Annotated in this window: 13 protein-coding genes; 10 read left to right on the forward strand and 3 right to left on the reverse strand. The window is 69.7% G+C overall.

The window, feature by feature from the left end; translation table 11 throughout:
• The first annotated feature begins 144 nt into the window (after positions 1-144).
• The 10 genes from nadA (at position 145) to NBE95_RS08630 (ending at position 16,738) form a co-directional block, all read left to right on the forward strand.
• Positions 145-1,197, forward strand: a complete 1,053-nt coding sequence (gene nadA / locus NBE95_RS08585) for a quinolinate synthase NadA (RefSeq protein WP_289893485.1) — start codon at positions 145-147, stop codon at positions 1,195-1,197.
• A 3-nt stretch (positions 1,198-1,200) separates the two neighbouring features.
• Positions 1,201-2,769, forward strand: a complete 1,569-nt coding sequence (locus NBE95_RS08590) for an L-aspartate oxidase (RefSeq protein WP_289893486.1) — start codon at positions 1,201-1,203, stop codon at positions 2,767-2,769.
• Positions 2,766-3,617, forward strand: a complete 852-nt coding sequence (nadC, locus tag NBE95_RS08595; RefSeq protein WP_289893487.1) for a carboxylating nicotinate-nucleotide diphosphorylase — start codon at positions 2,766-2,768, stop codon at positions 3,615-3,617. Before NBE95_RS08590 ends, nadC begins: the two co-directional genes overlap by 4 nt.
• 245 nt (positions 3,618-3,862) lie before the next feature.
• Positions 3,863-6,259 (forward strand): glycogen/starch/alpha-glucan phosphorylase, encoded by a 2,397-nt coding sequence (locus tag NBE95_RS08600; protein WP_289893488.1) that lies wholly within the window; start codon positions 3,863-3,865, stop codon positions 6,257-6,259.
• 17 nt (positions 6,260-6,276) lie between these two features.
• Complete coding sequence (gene glgB, locus NBE95_RS08605) at positions 6,277-8,472, forward strand: 1,4-alpha-glucan branching protein GlgB (RefSeq protein ID WP_289893489.1); 2,196 nt, start codon at positions 6,277-6,279, stop codon at positions 8,470-8,472.
• 79 nt (positions 8,473-8,551) lie between these two features.
• Positions 8,552-9,778, forward strand: a complete 1,227-nt coding sequence (gene glgC, locus NBE95_RS08610) for a glucose-1-phosphate adenylyltransferase (RefSeq protein WP_289893490.1) — start codon at positions 8,552-8,554, stop codon at positions 9,776-9,778.
• A complete protein-coding gene (gene glgA, locus NBE95_RS08615; protein WP_289893491.1) occupies positions 9,775-11,175 on the forward strand; it encodes a glycogen synthase GlgA in 1,401 nt (466 codons plus the stop codon). The genes glgC and glgA overlap by 4 nt, the downstream gene beginning before the upstream one ends.
• Entirely contained in the window at positions 11,175-13,268 is a 2,094-nt protein-coding gene (glgX, locus tag NBE95_RS08620; protein WP_289893492.1) for a glycogen debranching protein GlgX, read from the forward strand. The genes glgA and glgX overlap by 1 nt, the downstream gene beginning before the upstream one ends.
• Positions 13,261-15,096, forward strand: a complete 1,836-nt coding sequence (locus tag NBE95_RS08625; protein ID WP_289893493.1) for a 4-alpha-glucanotransferase — start codon at positions 13,261-13,263, stop codon at positions 15,094-15,096. Before glgX ends, NBE95_RS08625 begins: the two co-directional genes overlap by 8 nt.
• 10 nt (positions 15,097-15,106) lie before the next feature.
• Complete coding sequence (locus tag NBE95_RS08630) at positions 15,107-16,738, forward strand: alpha-D-glucose phosphate-specific phosphoglucomutase (RefSeq protein ID WP_289893494.1); 1,632 nt, start codon at positions 15,107-15,109, stop codon at positions 16,736-16,738.
• 29 nt (positions 16,739-16,767) lie between these two features.
• On the opposite strand, the gene NBE95_RS08635 is transcribed toward NBE95_RS08630, so the two are convergent.
• From NBE95_RS08635 to NBE95_RS08645, 3 genes are all read right to left on the reverse strand, one after another.
• A complete protein-coding gene (locus NBE95_RS08635) occupies positions 16,768-17,106 on the reverse strand; it encodes a carboxymuconolactone decarboxylase family protein (RefSeq protein ID WP_289893495.1) in 339 nt (112 codons plus the stop codon).
• Positions 17,107-17,209: 103 nt separating this feature from the next.
• The gene (locus NBE95_RS08640) at positions 17,210-18,352 is read right to left on the reverse strand and encodes an alpha-D-ribose 1-methylphosphonate 5-triphosphate diphosphatase (protein WP_289893496.1); all 1,143 of its coding nucleotides are present in this window, start codon (positions 18,350-18,352) and stop codon (positions 17,210-17,212) included.
• A 185-nt stretch (positions 18,353-18,537) separates the two neighbouring features.
• Positions 18,538-19,218, reverse strand: a complete 681-nt coding sequence (locus tag NBE95_RS08645; RefSeq protein ID WP_289893497.1) for an NAD-dependent deacylase — start codon at positions 19,216-19,218, stop codon at positions 18,538-18,540.
• Between the last annotated feature and the right edge of the window lie 3 nt (positions 19,219-19,221).

Genomic DNA, 19,221 nt, shown 5'->3' on the forward strand with positions numbered 1-19,221 from the left:
GTCATCGCAGTGCAGCATTACCGTTGCCCCAGCGTCATCCTTCCTTTAGGTAACGCGACTCACGACCCCGGCGGCACTGGTATCATCGCTCGGCCGCGCTATATCGGGGACAGGCGCGACGCGGGCAGAGCCGGGGGGACCATCATGCTCGATCTGACGACCATTCGTGGCGAGTTGGCCTCGCATTACGATCTGGAGCCTTCGCTCGAACTGGCCGAGCGCATGGCCGACATCCATGCCCGCATGGGCCGCGTCATGCCCTGGCCGGACTGGGCGATCCATGCGCCCTATGTCGCGGCGATCAACCGGCTGAAAAAGGAACGCAATGCCGTGGTGCTGGCGCATAACTACATGACGCCGCAGATCTATCACGGCATCTCGGACGTGGTGGGCGACAGCCTGGCCCTGGCCATCGCCGCGACCAGGGTCGAGGAACAGGTGATCGTGCAATGCGGCGTGCATTTCATGGCCGAGACCTCGAAGATCCTGAACCCGCAGAAGACCGTGCTGATGCCCGACATGGAGGCCGGCTGCTCGCTTGCCGAAAGCATCACCGCCGAGGGCATCGCCCAGATGCGGGCCCGCTATCCCGGCGCGCCGGTGGTCAGCTATGTCAACACCACCGCCGAGGTGAAGGCGGCATCCGACATCTGCTGCACCTCGGCCAATGCGGCGCAGATCGTCGCGGCGATGGACAGCGACACCGTCATCATGACCCCCGACAAGTGGCTGGCGCAGAACGTCGCCAACAAGGTGCCGCAGAAGCGCATCGTCTGGTGGGACGGCGCCTGCATCGTGCACGAGCAGTTCACCGCCCAGGATCTGCGCGATTTCCGCGACTGGAATCCGGGGCTGAAGATCATCGCCCATCCCGAATGCCCGCCCGACGTGGTGGCCGAGGCCGATTACGCCGGCTCGACCGCCAATATCCAGGGCTGGGTCGAGAGCGAGCGGCCGAAGCAGGTGATGCTGGTCACCGAATGCTCGATGGCCTCGAACATCTCGGACGCGAACCCGGATGTCGAGTTCCTCGGTCCCTGCAACATGTGCCCCTACATGCAGAAGATCACGCTGGAGAAGGTGCTCTGGTCGCTGCACACCATGACCGGCGTGGTCGAGGTCGATCCGCAGGTCGCCGATCGCGCCCGGCTGGCGGTGCAGCGCATGATCGACCTGTCGCAGCGCCTGGCAGCCTGACGGATGCGCGAGGTCTCGACCGGCCGCGTCATCATCGTTGGTGCCGGGCTGGGTGCGCTTTACGCGGCGTTGAAGCTGGCGCCGCGCCCGGTGCTGATGATCTCGCCCGAGGTCTTGGGCCAGGGCGCAAGCTCGGCCTGGGCGCAGGGCGGCGTGGCGGCGGCCATGGACCCTTGCGACAGCGCCGCGGCCCATGCCCGCGACACGCTCCGCGCCGGCGCCGGCACCGTCGATCCCGCCATTGCGGCGCTGGTCACGGACGAGGCGCGGGCGCATATCCTGGATCTGACCCGGCTTGGCACCCCCTTCGACCGCAGGCCGGATGGCGGCTATGTGCTGTCGCGCGAGGCGGCGCACGGCTTTGCCCGCGTCGTGCGGGTGCGCGGCGATCAGGCCGGGGCCGAGATCATGCGCGCCCTGGTCGCCTGCGTGCGCGAGGCCTCCTCGGTGCAGGTGCTGGAGGGGGTGATGGCCACCGGGCTGCACGTCGAGGACGGCGCGGTCGCCGGGGTCGAGGTGGCGCTTTCCGGCCCGCAGGGTTCGGCACCGGTCCTGATCCGGGGGCCGGCGGTGCTGCTGGCGGGCGGCGGCTCGGGCGGACTTTACGCGCTGACCACCAACCCGCCGCGCATTCGCGGCCAGGTGATCGGCATGGCGGCGCGGGCCGGGGCCGAGATCGCCGATGCGGAATTCGTGCAGTTCCACCCCACCGCCATCGATTGCGGCGAAGACCCGGCGCCGCTGGCCACCGAGGCGCTGCGCGGCGAGGGCGCGCATCTGGTCAACCGGCTGGGCGAACGCTTCATGCCGGCGGTGCATCCCGATGCCGAGCTGGCGCCGCGCGACGTGGTGGCGCGCGCGATCTATGCGCAAAGCCAGGCCGGGCTGCGGCCGATGCTGGATACCCGCGCCTGTCTGGGCGACCGCATCCTGACCGAGTTTCCGGCCGTGGCGGGGGCCTGCGCGCGGGCCGGCATCGACCCGACGCGCGAGCCGATCCCGGTGGCGGCGGCCGCGCATTACCACATGGGCGGCGTGGCGGTGGACAGCGACGGCCGCGCCAGCCTCGACCGGCTCTGGGTCTGCGGCGAGGCGAGTTCGACCGGGCTGCATGGTGCGAACCGGCTGGCCTCGAACGGGCTTCTGGAGGCGCTGGTCTTTGCCCGCCGCTGTGCGCTGTCGATCGAGGCGCGGCTGGGCCCGGCGCAGGCTGTGGCCCCGGTGACGCTGCCCGACCTGCTGCCGCCCGGCCCGGTGCCCGATCCGGCGCTGGTCGCCCGCCTGCGCCGCGCCATGACCGAGGGGGCGGGGGTGCTGCGCGATGCCGCGGGCCTGAGCCGCTGCCTGCGCGAGATCGCCGCCATCGAGGCGGCGCAGCCCGACTGCCCGGCGCTGCTGAACATGACCGCCACCGCCACGCTGATCGCCGCCGCGGCGCTGATGCGGCAGGAAAGCCGCGGCGCGCATTGCCGCACCGACTTCCCGCAGACCCTGCCCGAAGGCCGCCGCTCGCGCCTGACGTTATCGCAGGCGCTTGCCCTGCGCGCCTCGCTTGAACCGGAGACGACATGACCGAGATGCCCCCGCTGCCCGACCTGGTGCTGGAGCCGCTGCTGCGCGCGGCGCTGACCGAGGATCTGGGCACCTATGGCGACATCACCACCCGCACGGTGATCCCGGCCGGCACCCGCTACCGGGCGCGGATCGTGGCGCGCGAGGCGGGCGTGGCCTCGGGGATGCAACTGGCCGGCATCGCCTTCCGGCTGATCGACCCGGCGCTGGCGTGGCGGCCGCGCCATGCCGACGGCAGCCGTTTCCAGCCCGGCGACACCCTGGCCGAGATCGAGGGCGAGGCGGCCTCGATCCTCTCGGCCGAGCGGGTGGCGCTGAACTTCGCCGGCCGGCTGTCGGGCATCGCCACGCAGACGGCGGATTTCGTGGCCGAGACGGCGGGCACGAAGGCGCGCATCACCTGCACCCGCAAGACCACGCCGGGGCTTCGGCTGGTCGAGAAGCAGGCGGTGCTGCATGGCGGCGGCTTCAACCACCGCTTCGGCCTGTCCGACGCCATCCTGATCAAGGACAACCACATCGCCGCGGCGGGCGGGATCCGGCCGGTGCTGCAAGCGGTGAAGGCCCGCGCCTCGCACATGATGCGGGTCGAGATCGAGGTGGACCGCCTCGACCAATTGGCCCAGGTGCTGGAGGAGGGCGGCGCCGATGTCGTGCTGCTGGACAACATGGCGACCGCGCAGCTGCGCGAGGCGGTGGCGATGACCGCCGGCCGGGTGGTGCTGGAAGCCTCGGGCAATATGCGACTCGGCCGGGTGGCCGAGGTGGCGGCGACCGGGGTGGATTACATCTCGGTGGGCGCGCTGACCCATTCTGCCCGCACGCTGGATCTGGGTCTGGATTTCTGACCAGATCGTATCAATCCGAAAACCCATAACCCGTTCAGGCAGCTAAGCCGGATCTCTTGAAAAAGGCCGGCGGTGGCCCGGCCTTTCCGCGCCCGGCCGGCGACGGGCGTTTCCGCCACGTTCCGCCGAAAATCAGTTATCGCTAACATTTTCCCTTGCGCCGCTTGCGGTCTGACGTGCTTTAAGCAGAATCGGGGAAACGGCCCGCATTTCCTTGCCGGGGCCGCGACTGGACAGGGGAAAGCATGGCCAAGGACGAAATGCCCCAAAGCGATTTCCGCGACGCGATCCTGCGGCACCTGACCTATACGCTGGGCAAGGATCCGGATCATGCGCAGCTTTCCGACTGGCGGCTGGCGCTGAGCCATGCGGTGCGCGACCGCATCGTGGACCGCTGGATGGCATCGACCCGCGCCACCTATCGCGCCGATGCCAAGCGGGTTTATTACCTGTCGATGGAATTCCTGATCGGCCGGCTGCTGCAGGACAATATCGTCAACCTGCGACTGGCCGAGGCGGCGCAGGCGGCGATCGAGAGCTTCGGCCTCGCCTATTCCGACCTGCTGCTGGACGAGCCCGACGCGGCGCTTGGCAACGGCGGCCTGGGGCGGCTGGCGGCCTGCTTCATGGAGTCGCTGGCCACGCTGGGCTGCCCGGCCTATGGCTACGGCATCCGCTACGAGCACGGGCTGTTCCGCCAGAGCTTCGCCGAGGGCCGGCAGGTGGAAGCGCCCGAGGACTGGCTGGACCAACCCTTCGTCTGGCAGTTCGAACGCCCCGAGGCGCGCTTCACCCTGGGCTTCGGCGGCCGGGTCGCGACCCGCGACGGCCGCGCGGTCTGGGAGCCCGAAAATTTCGTGCAGGCCGAGGCCTATGACACGCCGGTCATCGGCTGGCGCGGCGCCTGGGCCAATACGCTGCGGCTCTGGGCCGGGCGGGCGGTGGACCCCTTCGACCTGGACCGCTTCAACGCCGGCGATTTCACGGCGGCCGCCGAGGCCGAGGCGCTGGCGCGCACCATCTCGCGCGTGCTCTATCCCGAGGATTCGACCGAAGCCGGCAAGCGGCTGCGGCTGACGCAGGAATATTTCTTCTCGGCCGCCTCGATCCGCGACATCCTGCGCCGCTTCGAGGCCGAGCATGCCGACCTGCGCCTGCTGCCGCGGAAGGTGGCGATCCAGATGAACGACACCCATCCGGCCGTCGCCGCGCCGGAACTGCTGCGCATCCTGCATGACGAACGCGGCCTGCCCTTCGACGAGGCGCTGGCCATCACCCGCGGCTGCGTGAACTACACCAACCACACGCTGCTGCCCGAGGCGCTGGAAAGCTGGGACGAAGGGCTGTTCTCGGACCTGCTGCCGCGCCACCTGCAGATCATCGACCGCATCGACGCGGCCGATGCCAAGGCCCATCCCGACCGCAGGAATGCCGCGCGCGGCGACGGCAAGGTGCGGATGGGCGAGCTGTCCTTCATCCTGTCGAACCGCGTCAATGGCGTCTCGGCGCTGCATACCGGGCTGATGAAGACCACGGTCTTCGCCGACCAGCATCGTATCTGGCCCGACCGCATCGTGAACGAAACCAACGGCGTCACCCCGCGTCGCTGGCTCTTGGGCTGCAACCCGCGCCTGGCGGATCTGATCACCCGCAGCATCGGCGACGGCTGGATCGGCGATCTGGAGCAGTTGCAGGCGCTGGAGCCGCATGCCGCCGATGCCGGCTGGCTGCAGGACTTCGCCGCGGTCAAGGCCGCCAACAAGGCCGATCTGTGCGACTGGACCGCCCGCGAGCATGGCGTGATGCTGAACCCGGATGCGCTGTTCGACGTGCAGATCAAGCGCATCCACGAATACAAGCGCCAACACCTGAACATCCTGGAAGCCGTCGCGCTGTGGCAAGAGATGCGCGAGACCCCCTCGGCCGACTGGACGGCGCGGGTCAAGATCTTCGGCGGCAAGGCGGCGCCGGGCTATTTCTTCGCCAAGGACATCATCCGGCTGATCAACGACGTGGCGGCGGTCATCAATGCCGACGCGGCGACCAACGAGAAGCTGCAGGTCGTCTATCTGCCGAATTACAACGTCACCCTGGCCGAGCGGCTGATCCCCGCCGCCGATCTGTCCGAGCAGATCTCGACCGCCGGCAAGGAGGCGTCCGGCACCGGCAACATGAAATTCGCCCTGAACGGCGCCCCGACCATCGGCACGCTGGACGGCGCCAATGTCGAGATCCGCGAGCGCGTGGGGGCCGAGAACTTCTTCCTGTTCGGCCTGACCGCCGAGGAGGCCGAGGCCCGCCGCGCCGTCCCCGACCATGCCGCCCGTGCCGTGGCCGGCGATCCGCGCCTGACCGGTGCCATCGAGGCGATCCGCAGCGGCACCTTCAGCCCCGGCGAGCCCGACCGCTATGCGAATATCGTCGAGAACCTGACGCGGGCCGATTACTTCCTCGTCGCCTCGGATTTCGCCGATTACTGGCGGGCGCAGCGCGAGGTGGATTTCGCCTATGCCAGCCGCAGCGATTGGACGCGCATGGCGGCGCTGAACGTGGCGCGCTCGGGCTGGTTCTCGTCGGATCGCACGATCCGCGGCTACATGCAGGACATCTGGAACGCGCAAAGCCTGCTTGGGCAGGCGTGACGCCGCAAGGGGGAACCATGGCGCAGATCGACCCCAAGGAAGTCGCCGATCCCGCAGTGCTGACCCGCATCGCCGAGGGGCGTTTCGACGATCCCTTCGCGGTGCTCGGCCCGCATCTGCGCGGCGGTCAGCGCCATGTCACCGCCTTCGATCCCGGCGCGCAGGAACTGGCGGCGATGCTGGGTAGGAAGGCGCATCCGCTGGCGCCGGTCGAGGGCTGTCCCGGCCTGTTCCACGGCAAGGTGCCCGGCGCGGACCCCTATCTGCTGCGCGGCCGCCGGGACGGCGAGGAATGGCTGGCCGAGGACGCCTATCGCTTCGGCCCGGTGCTGGGCGAGCTTGACGAATACCTGCTGGGCGAGGGGCGGCACCAGCGGCTCTGGCAGGCGCTCGGCGCGCATGTGATCGCGCATCAGGGCGCGCGCGGCACGCATTTCGCGGTCTGGGCGCCCAATGCCCGCCGCGTTTCGCTGATCGGGGATTTCAACGCCTGGGACGGGCGGCGCCATGTCATGCGCCGGCGCGGCGCCACCGGCGTCTGGGAGATCTTTATGCCCGGCCTGGGCGAGGGCACCGCCTATCAATACGAGATCCTCGGCGCCTATGGCGGGCTGGCGCGAAAGGCCGATCCGGTCGGCTTCGGCGCCCAGCACCCGCCGGCCACCGCCTCGGTGGTGCGCGACATCGCGGGCTATGGCTGGTCGGACGGCGGCTGGATGGGGACGCGGGCCGAGGCGCAGCGCATCGACCGGCCGATCAGCATCTACGAGGTGCATCTGGGCAGCTGGCGCAGGAAGGACGGCGGCCGCCCGATCTCATACCGCGAGGCGGCGGTAGAGCTGGTGGACTATGTCCGCGACATGGGCTTCACCCATATCGAGCTGCTGCCGATCAGCGAATATCCCTTTGACGGCTCATGGGGTTATCAGCCGGTCGGGCTGTTCGCGCCGACCATCCGCTTCGGCCCGCCGCACGAATTCCGCGACCTGGTGAACGCCGCGCACAAGGCCGGGCTGGGGGTGATCCTCGACTGGGTGCCGGGGCATTTCCCGACCGATCCGCACGGGCTGGTGCAGTTCGACGGCACCGCGCTTTACGAACATGCCGACCCGCGCGAGGGTTTCCATCAGGACTGGAACACGCTGATCTACAATTACGGCCGCGCCGAGGTGATGAACTACCTGACCTCGAACGCGCTGTATTGGCTTCGGGAATATCACCTCGACGGGCTGCGGGTGGATGCGGTCGCCTCGATGCTCTACCGCGACTATTCCCGCGCCGAGGGGCAATGGATCCCCAACAAGGACGGCGGGCGCGAGAATTACGAAGCCATCGCCATGCTGCAGGAGATGAACCGCCTGACCTATGGCGAGGAACCGGGCATCATGACGGTGGCCGAGGAATCGACCTCATACCCCAAGGTCTCGCGGCCGGTGCATGACGGCGGGCTGGGCTTCGGCTTCAAGTGGAACATGGGCTGGATGAACGACACGCTGGACTACATCAGGCGCGAGCCGATCCATCGCAAGCACCACCACCACCAGATGACCTTCGGCCTGCATTACGCCTTTTCCGAGAATTTCATCCTGCCGATCAGCCATGACGAGGTGGTGCACGGCAAGGGCTCGATGCTGGCCAAGATGCCGGGCGACGAATGGCAGAAATTTGCCAATCTGCGCGCCTATTACGGCTTCATGTGGGGCCATCCGGGCAAGAAGCTGCTGTTCATGGGCCAGGAGTTTGCCCAAGGCTCGGAATGGAACCACGATGCCGAGATCGACTGGGCCTGCATCGGCAAGCCGCTGCATCGCGGCATGCAAGCGCTGGTCCGCGACCTGAACGCGCTTTATCGCGCCACGCCCGCGCTTTACGCGCAGGATTGCGCCGGCGCCGGCTTCCAGTGGATCGAGGCCAATGACGCCGCCCATTCCGTCTATGCCTGGACCCGGCGCGGCGGGCCGGGCGATCCCGAGGCGGTGGTGGTCTGCAACTTCACCCCGGTCGAGCGCCGCGGCTGGCGCATGGGCTTTCCGCAGCCGGGCGAGTGGCGCGAGGCGCTGAACACCGATGCTGCGATCTATGGCGGCACTGGGCGCGGCAATCTGGGCCGCGTCGCCGCCCTGCCGGGTGGGAGCCATGGCCAGCCCGCCCATGCCGATCTGGTGCTGCCGCCGCTTTCGACCCTGATCTTCGTGAAGGACGACAGGATGTAACCATCCCGCGCGCAGGTGCCGGGTAAAGAGGGAGGGGATAGAGATGGTCCAGCGTGAGGAAAGGCTTTCCAGACGATCCATGGCCTTCATTCTGGCCGGCGGCCGCGGCTCGCGCCTGCGCGAACTGACCGACAAGCGGGTGAAGCCCGCGGTCTATTTTGGCGGCAAGTCGCGGATCATCGACTTCGCGCTGTCGAACGCGCTGAACTCGGGCATCCGCAAGATGGCGCTGGCCACGCAATACAAGGCCCACAGCCTGATCCGCCACGTCCAGCGCGGCTGGAACTTCTTCCGGGCCGAGAGGAACGAATTCCTCGACATCCTGCCCGCCTCGCAGCGCTATGACGAATCGATGTGGTATCGCGGCACGGCGGATGCGGTGGCGCAGAACATCGACATCATCGACAGCTACGGCGTCGATTACGTGCTGATCCTGGCCGGCGACCATATCTACAAGATGGATTACGAGCTGATGATCCGCCACCATGTCGAGGCGGGCGCGGACGTGACCATCGGCTGCCTGACCGTGCCGCGGACCGAAGCCTCGGCCTTTGGCGTCATGGCGGTGGACGGCAAGGACGTCATCACCAGCTTCCTGGAAAAGCCCAAGGACCCGCCCGGCACGCCGGACGATCCGGATGTGACGCTGGCCTCGATGGGCATCTATGTCTTCCGCTGGGACTTCCTGCGCGACCTGTTGATCCGCGACATGCAGGACGAGAGGTCCAGCCACGATTTCGGCAACGACCTGATCCCGCAGATCGTCAGGAACGGCAAGGCGCAGGCGCATCGCTTCGCCGACAGCTGTGTGCGCGCGCCCGGCGATCCGGTCTATTGGCGCGACGTGGGCACCGTCGATGCCTTCTGGCGGGCGAATATCGACCTGACCGACTTCAATCCCGAGCTGAACCTCTGGGACCGCGACTGGCCGATCTGGACCTATTCCGAACTGGTGCCGCCGGCGAAGTTCATCCATGACGAGCCGGACCGGCGCGGCAGCGCCGTCAGCTCGCTGATCTCGGGCGGCTGCATCATCTCGGGCAGCGAGATCCGCGAGTCGCTCTTGTTCACCCAGGTCCACACCAATTCCTATTCCAGCCTGGAACGCGCGGTTGTGCTGCCCTATGCCAATGTCGCGAGGCACGCGCGTTTGACCAACGTGGTCATTGACCGCGCCGTCAGAATCCCCGAAGGCCTCGTGGTCGGCGAGGACCCCGAGGAGGACGCGAAATGGTTCCGCGTCTCGGAAGGCGGCGTCACGCTGATCACGCAGGACATGCTGGATCGAAGGGAAGCGTCTTTATGAGGGTTCTGTCCGTCGCCTCGGAATGCGTGCCGCTGGTCAAGACCGGCGGGCTGGCCGACGTGGCGGGGGCGCTGCCGGCGGCGCTGGCCGGGCACGGGGTCGGGATGCGGGTGCTGCTGCCCGGCTATCCGGCGGTGCTGGCCGCGCAGGCCAAGGCGCCGGTCGTGCGCAAGATCCCCGAGCTGTTCGGCGGCCCGGCCCGCATCCGGCGCGGCGCGCTGGGGGATGCGGGGCTTTACATCCTTGACGCGCCGCATCTTTTCGACCGGCCGGGCGGCATCTATCTGGGGCCGGACGGCCGCGACTGGCCCGACAATCCGCAGCGTTTCGCCGCGCTGTCCAAGGCCGCCGCCCTGATCGCCGCCGAGGGGGTCGAGGACTGGCGCCCGCAGGTGCTGCACCTGCACGACTGGCAGGCCGGCCTGACCCCGGTCTATCTGCGCCGGGCGGGGGTGCGGGACGTCCGGACGCTGCTGACCATCCACAACATCGCCTTCCAGGGCCTGGCGCCGGCGCATATGCTGTCGGCGCTGCAATTGCCGGCGGATCTGTTCAACCCGCGCGGCTTCGAATACTGGGGCAAGATCTCGGCGCTGAAGGCGGGGATCGTCTTTGCCGACAGGATCTCGACCGTCAGCCCGACCTATGCCGAGGAGCTGATGACCCCGGAATACGGCATGGGCATGGAGGGGGTGCTGGCCGACCGCGCCGGCGATTTCACCGGCATCCTGAACGGCATCGACCTGGACGCCTGGAAGCCGCCCTATGCCGCGCCAGACGGCAAGGCGCCGCATCGCGCCGCGCTGCGCAAGGAGTTCGCTCTGCCCGAGGCCGAGGGGCCGCTTTGCGTGGTCGTCTCGCGCCTGACCGGGCAGAAGGGGCTGGACCTGCTGATCGAGGCGCTGCCGGCGCTGTTGGAAAACGGCGGCCAGCTTGCGGTGCTGGGCTCGGGCGATCCCGGCCTGGAGGCGGCGTTTTCGCAGGCCGCCATCCGCCATCCCGGCGTCGCCTTGCGGCTGGGCTATGACGAGCCGCTGTCGCGCCGCATGATCGCCGGCGGCGACGCCATCCTGGTGCCCTCGCGCTTCGAGCCCTGCGGGCTGACCCAGCTTTACGGGCTGCGCTTCGGCACCCTGCCGCTGGTGGCGCTGACCGGCGGGCTGGCCGATACCGTCATCAACGCCTCGGCCGCCGGGCTGGCTGCCGGCGTGGCGACCGGGCTGCAGTTCCACCCGGTCGATGCCCGGGCGCTGTCCCGGGCGCTGTCGCGGCTCTGCGCGCTCTGGCGCCAGCCTGCCGTCTGGCACCGCATGATGGAAAACGCCATGGCGCATCCGGTCGGCTGGGACGCCTCGGCCCGCGCCTATGCTGGACTGTTCGGGGCGATGGCCGCCTGATGACCCAATTGCGCATCCTCGAGGGCCGGGCGGAACCGCTGGGCGCCACCTTCGACGGCGAGGGCGTGAACTTCGCCGTGTTCTCGGAACATGCGCGCCGCGTGACGCTGTGCCTGTTCTCGGCCGACGGCCGGTCCGAGACGCATCGGCTGGACCTGCCGGAACGCGACGGCGATGTCTGGCACGGTTATGTCCCCGGCCTGCGCCCCGGCCAGCTTTACGGGCTGCGTGCCGACGGCCCCTATGCGCCCGCCGAGGGGCACCGTTTCAACTATCACAAGCTGCTTCTCGACCCCTATGCCAAGCGGCTGACCCGGCACCCGGTCTGGCACGACGCGCTGATGGGCTACACGGTCGGCGCGCCCGAATCCGACCTGAGCTTCGACCGCCGCGACAGCGCCCGCTTCATGCCGCGCTGCGTGGTCGAAGACCCGTCCTTCGCCTGGGGCCCCGACCAGCCGCCGCGCCGCGACATCGCCGAGACGGTGATCTACGAGGCGCATGTCAAGGGCCTGACCGAAGCGCATCCCGATGTCCCGCATCGCGGCACATTCCTCGGCCTCGCTTCGGACCCGGTTCTGGAGCATCTGCAGAACCTGGGCATCACCGCGCTGGAGCTGCTGCCGGCGCAGGCCTTCCTCAACGACCGTTTCCTGCTGGAAAAGGGGCTGGTGAACTATTGGGGCTACCAGACGCTGGGGTTTTTCGCTCCCGACCCGCGCTATCTGGCCAAGGGTCAGATCGCCGAGTTCCAGCACATGGTCGCCCGGATGCACGCCGCCGGCATCGAGGTCATCATGGACGTGGTCTATAACCACACCGGCGAGGGCAACGAGCTTGGCCCGACGCTCAGCTTCCGCGGCCTCGACAACCGCAGCTATTACCGGCTGCAGGACAATCCGCGCCATTACGTGAACGACACCGGCACCGGCAACACGCTGAACATCAACCACCCGATGGTGCTGCGCATGGTCATGGATTCCTTGCGCTACTGGGTCGAGGTCATGCATGTGGACGGCTTCCGCTTCGACCTCTGCGCCACGCTGGGCCGGCGGGTGCGGGGCGGCTTCGACCGCAGCGCCTCGTTCTTCGATGCGATCCGGCAGGATCCGGTGCTGACCCGGGTGAAGCTGATCGCCGAACCCTGGGACATCGGCCCCGGCGGCTATCAGCTGGGCGGCTTCCCGCCGCCCTTCCTGGAATGGAACGACAAGTATCGCGACGGCATCCGCCGCTTCTGGCGCGGCGACGCCCGGCAGGTGCCGGAACTGGCCGACCGCATGGCGGGTTCGGCCCGGCAGTTCGACCATTCCGGCCGGCCCGCCACGGCCTCGGTGAACTTCCTGACCGCGCATGACGGCTTCACGCTGATGGATCTGGTCAGCTACTCCGAAAAGCACAACGCCGCCAATGGCGAGGAGAACCGCGACGGCCATCCGCAGAATTTCTCGGACAACATGGGCGCCGAGGGGCCCAGCGACGACCCCGCCATCCTGGACGCCCGCGCGCGGCGGCGCCGCAACCTGCTGGCGACGCTGCTGTTGTCGCAGGGCACGCCGATGCTGCTCGGCGGCGACGAGCTGGGCAATTCGCAGGCCGGCAACAACAACGCCTATTGCCAGGACAACCAGATCGGCTGGGTGGACTGGTCGGCGGCCGATCCGGCCTTCCTGGACTTCACCCGCCGGCTGATCGCCTTTCGCCGCGCCCATCCGATCCTGCGGCAGAAGCGTTTCCTGCATTCGCGGCCGCGCCTGACCGACGGGCTGCCCGACCTGTTCTGGCTGCGCCCGGATGGCGCGCAGATGACCCCGGCCGATTGGGGCAATCCCGAGCTGCGCGTGCTCTGCGCCGAGCTGCGCATGGCCGCCGGCACCCCGGAATATGCGCAGCGCGAGGAGGCGCTGTTTCTGGTCTTCAACAACGGCCAGCCGCTCGAGGTGGTGCTGCCCGAGCGCCCGGCGGGCTGCCGCTGGCGGCTGCACCTGGACACCAGCCGCCCCGACCTGGCCCCGCATCTGGTCGAGGCCGAGCGGCTGGCGGTGGACGGCCGGTCCGTGCTGGCCTTCGATCTGGAGCGCGCGGATGACTGACCCCCGGCAGGCCCTGGCCGGGCGGATGGGCGTGTTGCCGGGCTTTCACGACCTTGCCGGCCAATGGCGCGAGACCCCGGTCGAGACGGCGGTGGCGCTGCTTGCCGCCATGGGCCTTGCCGTGCCGACCGCGGCCGAGGCGCAGGCGGCGCTGGACGACCACGCCGACCGCCTGCCGCAGGATGTGATCTGCGCAGCCGGTTCCCGGCCCGACCTGTCGCTTGGCGACTGGCAACTGGCCTTCGAGAGCGGCGCCGAGGCCGAGGGGCGCGGCCCGCTGCCCGAGCTGCCGCTGGGCATCCACCGCCTGCGGGCCGGCGGCCGGGACTATACGTTGCTCGCCGCCCCGCCGCGCCTGCCGGGGCCGGCGCGTTGCTGGGGGCTGGTGGCGCCGCTTTACGGAATCTCGGAAACCGGGATCGGCAGCTATGCCGATCTGGCGGTGCTGGCGCGGGGCATGGCTGGGCAGGGCGCGGGTTTCCTGGGCATCAACCCGGTCCATGCCGGCTTTCCGACCGAGCCGCGGCTGTTCAGCCCCTATACCCCCTCGCACCGCCGGCGGCTAAACGTCATCCACCTGCCCGGCGGCCCCGGCACCCCCGGCCCGCGCATCGACTATGCCCGCGACATCCCGGCCCGCATGGCGGCCTTGCGGGCGGAATACGACGCCTTTCCCGGCGATCCCGGTTTCGACGCCTGGCAGGCGGGCGAGGGCGAGGGCCTGCAACGCTTCGCTCTGCATCAGGCGCTGTCGGCGCGGCTGGGGGGCTTCTGGGGCGACTGGCCGGCGACGCTCGCCGCGCCCGACATGCCCGCCGCCCTTGCCGCGCGGGCCGAGCTGGCGGCCGAGATGCGCTTCCACGCCTGGCTGCAATGGCGGGCCGAGCGGGCCCTGGCGGCAGCCGGGCAGGCGGCGCGCGACGGCGGCATGGCGCATGGGCTCTATCTCGACCTTGCCGTCGGCACGCATCCCTTCGGCGCCGAGACCTGGGAGGACCGCGCGAGCTTCGCGTTTGGCGCCTCGCTCGGCGCGCCGCCCGACGCCTTCGCCCCGCAGGGCCAGAACTGGAGCCTCGCGCCCTTCAGCCCGCCGGGCCTGCGCGCGCAAGCCTATGCGCCGCTGGCCGAAACCCTGCGCCGGCAGCTGCAATTCGCCGGGGTGCTGCGCATCGACCACATCCTGGGCTTCGAGCGCGCCTATTGGGTGCCCGATGCCGCGCCCGGCGCCTATGTCGCCATGCCGCGCGACGCCATGCTGGCCGTGGCCCGGATCGAGGCGGCGCGCGCTGGCAATGCGGCGATCGTCGGCGAGGATCTGGGCAACATCCCCGACGGCCTGCGCGAGGCGCTGGCGGCCTCCGGCATCCTCGGTTGCCGGGTGGCGATGTTCGAGCGCGCGGGCTGGCATCCGCCGGCCTTCCGCCCGGCCGAAGCCTATGACCGCGACGCCATCGCCAGCTTCTCGACCCACGACCTGCCGACCTGGCGCGGCTGGCGGCAGGGCGCCGACATCACCGCCCGCGCCCGCATCGCCGGGCGGGAAACCGCCGCCGGCCAGCAAGAACGCGCCGAGGAGGTCGCCGCCTTCGACCGACTGCTGCCCGATCCCGGTATCGACGCGCTGCACGGCTTCCTGGCCCGCACGCCCTCGCTTCTGGTGGCGGTGCAGGCCGAGCTGCTGCTTGACATGGCCGACCAGCCGAACCTGCCCGGCACGGTCGGCGACTATCCGAACTGGCAGTTGCGCCTGCCGGTGGCGGCCGGGGATTTCCCGGCATTGCCCTCGGTCGCGCGGACTGCCAGCATCATGCGCGACCACGAACGCTAAGGAGAGGTCCATGACCGTTCACACCGTCCCGACCAAGCCCATCGCGGGGCAAAAGCCCGGCACCTCGGGCCTGCGCAAGAAGACCCCGGTCTTCATGCAGCCGCATTACCTGGAAAACTTCGTGCAGGCGATCTGGAACGGCACCGGCGGCGCCGCGGGCAAGACCTATGTGCTGGGCGGCGACGGGCGCTATTTCGGCGACCGCGCCGCGCAGGTCATCCTGCGCATGGCGGCGGCCAGCGGCGCGAAGAAGGTGATCGTCGGGCAGGGCGCGCTGCTCTCCACCCCCGCCGCCTCGCATCTGATCCGGCTGCGCGGGGCGGATGGCGGCATCATCATGTCCGCCAGCCACAATCCCGGCGGCCCGACCGAGGATTTCGGCGTCAAGTACAATACCGGCAATGGCGGCCCGGCCCCCGAACCGGTGACCGAGGCGATTTTCGCGGCCACCAAGGCCCTGACCGAATACCGCATCCTCGACGCGCAGGACGTGGACCTGTCCCGGCCGGGCAGCACCAGCCTGGGCGATATGCAGATCGAGGTCGTCGATCCCGTCGCCGACTATGCCGAGCTGATGCGCACGATCTTCGATTTCGCCAAGATCCGCGCGCTGTTCGCCGACGGTTTCCGCATCCGCTTCGACGCCATGCACGCGGTGACCGGCCCCTATGCCAGGGCGATCCTGGAGGGCGAGCTGGGCGCGCCGGCGGGCTCGGTGGTGAATGCGGTCCCGAAGCCCGATTTCGGCGGCGGCCATCCCGACCCGAACCCGATCTGGGCCAAGGAGCTGATGGACGCGATGTTCGGCCCCGATGCGCCGGATTTCGGCGCCGCCTCGGATGGCGACGGCGACCGCAACATGATCGTCGGCCGGAACTGCTATGTCACGCCCTCGGACAGCCTGGCGGTGCTGGCGGCGAATGCCAGGCTGGTCCCGGCCTATGCCGGCGGCCTCAAGGGCGTGGCCCGGTCGATGCCGACCTCGCGGGCGCTGGACCGGGTGGCGGAAAGCCTGGGCCTGGCCTGCTACGAGACGCCGACCGGCTGGAAGTTCTTCGGCAACCTGCTCGATGCCGGCCGCGCCACGCTTTGCGGCGAGGAAAGCGCCGGCACCGGCTCGGACCATGTGCGGGAAAAGGACGGGCTGTGGGCGGTGCTGTTCTGGCTGAACCTGCTGGCCGAGCGCCGGCAGCCGGTGGCCGAGATCATAGCCGGCCATTGGGCGCAATACGGCCGCAACTACTATTCCCGCCACGATTACGAGGCGGTGGATGCCGCCGCCGCCGGCGATCTGGTGGCGGCGCTGCGCGACCGGCTGGCCGATCTGCCCGGTCGGACCGCCGCCGGGCTGCGCATCGAGGCGGCGGACGAGTTCGCCTATGACGACCCGGTGGACGGCTCGCGCACCGAGGCGCAGGGCCTGCGCATCCTGACCGAGGGCGGCGGCCGCATCGTGCTGCGCCTGTCCGGCACCGGCACCGAGGGCGCGACGCTGCGCGTCTACCTGGAACGGGTCGAGACCGATCCGGCCCGAATGCAGGACGACCCGCAGCAGGCGCTGGCGGGCATCATCGCCGCCGCCGACGAGATCGCCGGCATCCATACCCGCACCGGCCGCACCCAACCCGACGTCATCACCTGAACCGCGGCGGCGGAGCGGCGGCGGCGGGATCAGCCCGCCGCCAGCTCGTCCCAGCAGGCCAGCGCGTGGCCGGCATACATCATGCCCGGCCCGCCGCTCATCTGGATCGCCATGGCCAGCACGCCGGCCAGCTCCTCGCGGCTGGCGCCGGCCTTCATCAGCGCCTCGACATGGAACAGGATGCAGGGCTCGCAGCGCTGCACGATGGCCATGCCCAGCGCGACCATCTCGCGGGTCTTCGCCTCCAGCGCCGGGCCGGCATCCACCGCCTGCGACAGCGCCCCGAACCCCTTCATCACCTCGGGGATGGCCTTGTTCATCGCCCGCAGCTCGCCCCGCATCCCGTCGATCTTGGCCCTGTAGCCCATGGCTTGCCCTCCTTGGTTCCGGCAGGCCGGTGCTAGCCCGGCCGCAAGCGGCGCGGCTTGATCCAGGTCAATTTATCTACGAATTTACGAAGGTAAGCGGGGATCAGGCGCGGCGGCCGCGCACCCAGGTCTCGCGCATCACCGGCGTGTCGTCCATCATCGCGAAGCGGATCAGGTCGGCGCGCAGCCCCGCCGCGATCGCGCCGCGATCCGCCAGCCCCGCCGCCCGGGCCGGGTTGGCCGTTACCGTCGCCATGGCGCGGGGCAGGTCGTCCCAGATCCGCGCCAGGATCAGCGCCCCGGCCAGCAGGGCCGAGGGCACGTAATCCGAGCTGAGGATGTCCAGATGCCCGGCCCGCGCCAGCTCGGCGGCCGAGACATTGCCGGAATGGCTGCCGCCGCGGATCAGGTTCGGCGCCCCCATCATCACCATGATGCCATGGTGGTGGCAGGCGGCCGCCGCCTCGGGCGTGGTGGGGAATTCCGCCAGCCGCACGCCATGGCCGGCCGAGACCGCGACATGTTCGGCGGTGGTGTCGTCATGGCTGGCCAGCACCGCGCCCAGCCGATGCGCGATCTCGACCGCCGCCGCCTCATGCGCATCGCCGAACCGGGCGCGCAACGCCTTGAGCCGGGCGACGTGATCGGCGAATGCCGCGTCGGAAAGCTTGTATTTCCCCTGCACATATTGCGCGAGCTTGGCGATGTCGCGGAACTGGCGCTGGCCCGGCGTGTGGTCCATCAGGCTGATGATGCCGACCCGGTCCCCGGGACCGAACTCGTCCAGTTCCGCCAGCAGGGTTTCCGAGCAGACCTCGGCGCGCAGATGCAGGAAATGGCTGATGCGCAGCACGCCGCGGCTGCGGATGGCGGCCAGTTCATGCGCCAGTTCGCGGGCATATTTGTCGTAATCCTCGTCCGGCCCCTCGTTGGGGATCGAGCCGACGCGCACGGCGTCGAAGACGGTGGTGATGCCGCAGCCTGCCAGTTCGGCGTCATGCGCCAGGATGGCGCCGGCATGGGGCCAGTTCACGCCGGGGCGCGGGCGCATGTGGCGTTCCAGGTTGTCGGTATGCAATTCGACCATGCCGGGGGCGAGGAAATCGCCGGCCATGTCCAGGGCGCCGGTCGGGACGGCCGCGCCCGGCAGGATCCCGGCGATGGCGCCGTTCTCGATCACCACCGCGCCGGGGGTAACGGTTTCGGGCAGGATCAGGCGGGCATTGGCGAGGATGGTTCGGGTCATCGGGCTTTCGGGCGTGGCGTTCGGGTTCCGGAAGGCAAGGGGTGGCCGATTGCCGCGCCATGGTCAAGCGCGATGCCGGCGCGGCGCGGCGGGGGGGGGCGAAAGAGCGGGGGCTCTGCCCCCACGCCGGGCCAGCCCGGCGTTCCCCCGGGAGTATTTGGGAAACGGTGAGGAGGCGAAGGCGGTCAGCCGCAGAGCGCGTCCACCCAGGCCGGCACCACTTCGGTCGCGGGGCCGGTGCGATGCTCGGCGAAATCGCCGGCGACGGCCGAGGCGGCCAGGTTCAGCTCGACGGTCCGCGCGCCGGCGCGGCGGGCGTGCTGGGCAAGGCCGGCGGCCGGCCAGACCTGGCCCGAGGTGCCGATGGCGGCGAAGATCTCGGCCGCTTCCACCGCCGCCCAGATCCGTTCCATGTGATAGGGGATCTCGCCGAACCAGACGATGTCGGGCCGGGTCAGCGGCTTGCCGCAGCCGGGGCAGGGGTCCGGCGCCCGCATCACCAGCGAGGCCGGCCAGCGATGCCCGCAGCCGGCGCAGAGCGCGTCCAGCAGGCTGCCATGCATGTGGATGACCTCGGGCGAGCCGCCGCGCTCGTGCAGGTCGTCGACGTTCTGGGTGATCAGCGTCAGCTGGTGGTGCCGGGCCAGCCGGGCCAGCGCCCGATGCGCGGCATTGGGCTGGGCGCGGGCGGCATCGGCGCGGCGCAAGTTGTAGAAGCGATGCACCAGCGCCGGGTCGCGGTGGAAGCCCTCGGGCGTGGCGACATCCTCGATGCGGTGCTCCTCCCACAGCCCGTCGGTGGCGCGGAAGGTGCGGATCCCGCTTTCGGCCGATATGCCGGCGCCGGTCAGTACGGTGATGCGCATCGG

The sequence above is a fragment of the Paracoccus sp. TOH genome, assembly GCF_030388245.1.
Classification (GTDB): Bacteria; Pseudomonadota; Alphaproteobacteria; order Rhodobacterales; family Rhodobacteraceae; genus Paracoccus; species Paracoccus simplex.